Genomic DNA, 3204 nt, shown 5'->3' on the forward strand with positions numbered 1-3204 from the left:
CCCCCCCCGGGGGTTCTCCGCGGCTCCCCCGCGCGCACCGGGTTTTCGAATGTGGCGGAGCCACCTGCGAAAACGATCCCGCAGCGAGGAAACCGCTGAGGTTCCGCCACCCGACCACGACGCGGCAGAAGCAGCGAGAACAGGCATCAGCCCTCGACGACCGCCGTCGCTTCCAGTTCGACGAGCATGTCCGGCTCGGCGAGGGCGGCCACCCCGATGCCGGTGAACGGGGGCAGCACGGCCCCGCCCAGCTGCGCGCTCGCCCGCGCGCGCCCCGCCATGAACTGCTCGAACTTCTCCGGCGTCCAGTCCACGAGGTAGGCGGTCAGCTTCGCCACGTCCGCGAACGAGGCGCCCGCCGCCGCCAGCGCGGTGGCGACGTTGAGGTACACCTGCTCGACCTGCGCGGCGAGATCGCCCGTCCCGACCCGGTCGCCGTGCGCGTCCCGGGCGACCTGCCCGGCGACGAACACCAGCTTCGAGCCGGTGGCGACCGACACCTGCCGGTACAGCTCGACCTCCGGCAGCCCGTCCGGGTTCACCAGCGTGATGGCCATCGAGTTCCTCCGTGCTCTCTTGTGGTTACCGGGAAACCGTAGGAGAGTGTCGCGTGATGTGGAAGAACGCACTTTTTCGTAACCGGGGAACCTGATGGGAACCACGAACTTCACCAGCCCGCTCGAAGACGAGGCCGACCTGCGGCGCGCCGACTCCCTCGCCCGGGAGATCTTCACCGAGGTCGCCAACAAGTGGGCGTTCCTGATCATCGATCTGCTCGGGGAGGAGCGCAGCCTGCGCTTCAGCGAGCTGCGCGCGCGGATCGAGGGCATCAGCCACAAGATGCTCACCCAGAACCTGCGGATGCTGGAGCGCAACGGCCTGCTGGACCGCACCGTGCACCCCACCGTGCCGCCGCGGGTGGACTACGAGCTCACCGAACCGGGACGGGCGCTGCGCCAGGTCGTGCACGGGATGTGCGACTGGACCCACACCTACCTAACGAACATCGACGCTTCCCGCCGTGAATTTGACGGATAGGTGGTTCGTTTGCGGAGGGGTGGGGTGGCGGAACCTCAGCGCTTCCCTCGCTGCGGGATCGATTTCACAGGTGGCTCCGCCACATGAGAAATCGCTGTCCTCGCGAGGAAAGCGCTGAGAACCCGCTGCGGTGCCGGTTGCTCTGGTGGTCGTCAGCTCAGCGGCTGCGCCGCTGACAGGCAATGGACTGAGAGGCGGTTGGGGGTTCAGGGTTTTGGGTGAGGGTTGCCATTGCTCGGTCGAATTCCCAGAAGGCTCGCATCGAGATGAGCAGGCCGGTGTCGTCCACGCGGTAGAGGAAGACGCCGTCGGCGTCCATCGTCGCGCCGTCGGGGAGGTGGGTGCGGATGCGGCCGGTGTTGGCGACCTCCGAGCCGGCGGCGAACGAGTCGTGCACGTGGAAGTGCAGGCTCGCCGCCCCGGCGATCACCGAGTCCCAGAACGCGCCGATCGCCGCCGTGCCCCGATGCCCCTGCCCGGACGGGTCCAGCGGGGACGGGCCCACCGGGTCCTGCACCAGCGCGTCCGCGGCGAACAGCGCCAGCCAGTCCGCCTTCGCGCCGCGCGCCACCGCCGCCATCGAGGCCCGCGCCGCCCGCCGCGCCGGGTGGTCGGCCTCGGTCGCGTCCCACCGCACCGAACCGGTCATCGTCGCCTCCGTCGCATCCGGGCCGCTCATCCGGCCGCCGCCAGCGGGTGGATCACCTCGTCGGCGAAGCGCCGCAGCGAATCCCGCTTCACCTCGATGTCCGCGTCGAAACCGTGGCCGTCGAGCACCCACGGCACCACGATCGCATCGGTCACGCCCGCCGCCTCCTGCTCCCGGTAGCCGTCCGCGCCGAATCGGTCCACGCACACCGCCTGGATCTCGAAGGGCTCCGCCTCGCGGCCGAACTCGGCGCGCAGCTCGCCGAGCCGGGCGATGGTGGTGCGCAGCTCGGCGATCCGCATCATCGCCGAGGACCAGCCGTCCCCGCGGGCCGCCGCCCGCCGCAGCGCCCGCTCGGTGTGCCCGCCGACGTAGATCGGCACTCGGCGGCCGGGGGCGGGGGACATCTGCAGCCGGTCGAAGTCGAAGAACTCGCCGTGGTGCTCCACCATCCCGCCGCCGAGCACCAGGCGCAGCACCTCGATCGCCTCGTCCACCCGCGCTCCGCGCCGCTCGAACGGCGCCCCGCACCACTCGAACTCCTCCGGCGTCCAGCCGATGCCGACGCCGAGCCCGAACCGGTCCCCGGTCAGCGCCGCCACCGACGCCACCTGCCGCGCCAGCAGCAGCGGATTGCGCGGGCCCAGCTTCAGCACCGAGGTGTAGAACCGCAGCCGCTCGGTCACCGCGCCCATCGCCGCGGCCGCCACCAGCGGATCGGTCCACGGCGTCTCCTCGGTCCACATCCGCTCGCCGTCGGGGGTGTACGGGTAGTCGGCGGCGACGTGCTCGGAGTAGAACAGCGAGTCCGGCAGCGCGATCGCGGCGAACCCGGCCTCCTCCGCCGCGCGTGCCAGCGCGGTCAGCTCCGGCAGCGGGCACATGGCCACGGACAACGTGAACTCCATCAGCGCTCCCCGGGCCGCGCGGCGCCCACGACCCACATCGAGAAGTATTGCGAGCCCCCGCCGTAGGCGTGCCCGAGCGCGGTGCGCGCCCCGTCCACCTGGTGCTCGCCCGCCCGGCCCATCACCTGCATCGCCGCCTCGGCGAACCGCAGCATCCCGGAGGCGCCGATCGGGTTCGACGACAGCACACCACCGGACGGGTTCACCGGCAGCCTGCCGCCGATCGCGGTCTCGCCCGCCTCGGTGAGCTTCCAGCCCTCGCCCTCGGCGGCGAAACCCAGGTTCTCCAGCCACATCGGCTCGAACCAGGAGAACGGCACGTAGAGCTCGGCGACGTCCACTTCGGACATCGGGTCGTTGATGCCGCCCTGCGCCCACAGCGCCGCCGCCGCGTCCCGCCCGGCCTGCGGGCTCACCTGGTCGCGGCCGGCGAACGTGGTCGGCTCGGTGCGCATCGCCGTGGCGTGGATCCAGGCCACCGGGCGGGCGGGGGCCGCGGCGGCGGGGGGGGGGGGGGGGCCCCGCGCCCCCCCCCCCCCCCCGCGCCGGGGGGGGGGGGGGGGGGGGGGGGGGGGGGGCCCCCCCCCCGCGGGGGGGCCCCCCCCCCCC

General features: G+C 72.7%; 5 protein-coding genes and 1 pseudogene (1 of these 6 only partly in view). 1 reads left to right on the top strand and 5 read right to left on the bottom strand.

Annotation, left to right across the window (positions count from 1 at the left end; translation table 11 throughout):
* Positions 1-146 precede the first annotated feature (146 nt).
* Entirely contained in the window at positions 147-557 is a 411-nt protein-coding gene (locus tag LCD33_RS11440) for a RidA family protein (protein ID WP_224958563.1), read from the bottom strand.
* Positions 558-651: 94 nt separating this feature from the next.
* Between LCD33_RS11440 and LCD33_RS11445 the strand changes: the two genes are divergently transcribed.
* Complete coding sequence (locus LCD33_RS11445) at positions 652-1038, top strand: helix-turn-helix domain-containing protein (protein WP_224958565.1); 387 nt, start codon at positions 652-654, stop codon at positions 1036-1038.
* Between the two features lie 157 nt (positions 1039-1195).
* Here the strand turns inward: LCD33_RS11445 and LCD33_RS11450 are convergent, their stop codons facing one another.
* The 4 genes and pseudogenes from LCD33_RS11450 to LCD33_RS11465 form a co-directional block, all read right to left on the bottom strand.
* Positions 1196-1687, bottom strand: coding sequence for a nuclear transport factor 2 family protein (locus LCD33_RS11450; protein WP_224958567.1), 492 nt, complete (start codon positions 1685-1687; stop codon positions 1196-1198).
* A gap of 26 nt (positions 1688-1713) precedes the next feature.
* On the bottom strand, positions 1714-2595 hold the full coding sequence (locus LCD33_RS11455) for a TIGR03619 family F420-dependent LLM class oxidoreductase (RefSeq protein ID WP_224958569.1): 882 nt from the start codon (positions 2593-2595) through the stop codon (positions 1714-1716).
* Positions 2595-3074 (bottom strand): annotated as a pseudogene (locus LCD33_RS11460) (thiolase domain-containing protein); the annotation flags it as partial. The gene LCD33_RS11455 and the pseudogene LCD33_RS11460, both read right to left, overlap by 1 nt.
* Positions 3008-3204: the end of a thiolase domain-containing protein gene (locus tag LCD33_RS11465; protein ID WP_224977813.1), read on the bottom strand. It continues 799 nt past the right edge of the window; 197 of the gene's 996 nt are visible here — the last part of the coding sequence; its start codon lies beyond the right edge, outside the window; the stop codon is at positions 3008-3010. The gene LCD33_RS11465 and the pseudogene LCD33_RS11460, both read right to left, overlap by 67 nt.

It is taken from the genome of Saccharopolyspora sp. 7B (genome assembly GCF_020177435.1).
Taxonomy (GTDB): domain Bacteria; phylum Actinomycetota; class Actinomycetes; order Mycobacteriales; family Pseudonocardiaceae; genus Saccharopolyspora_C; species Saccharopolyspora_C gregorii.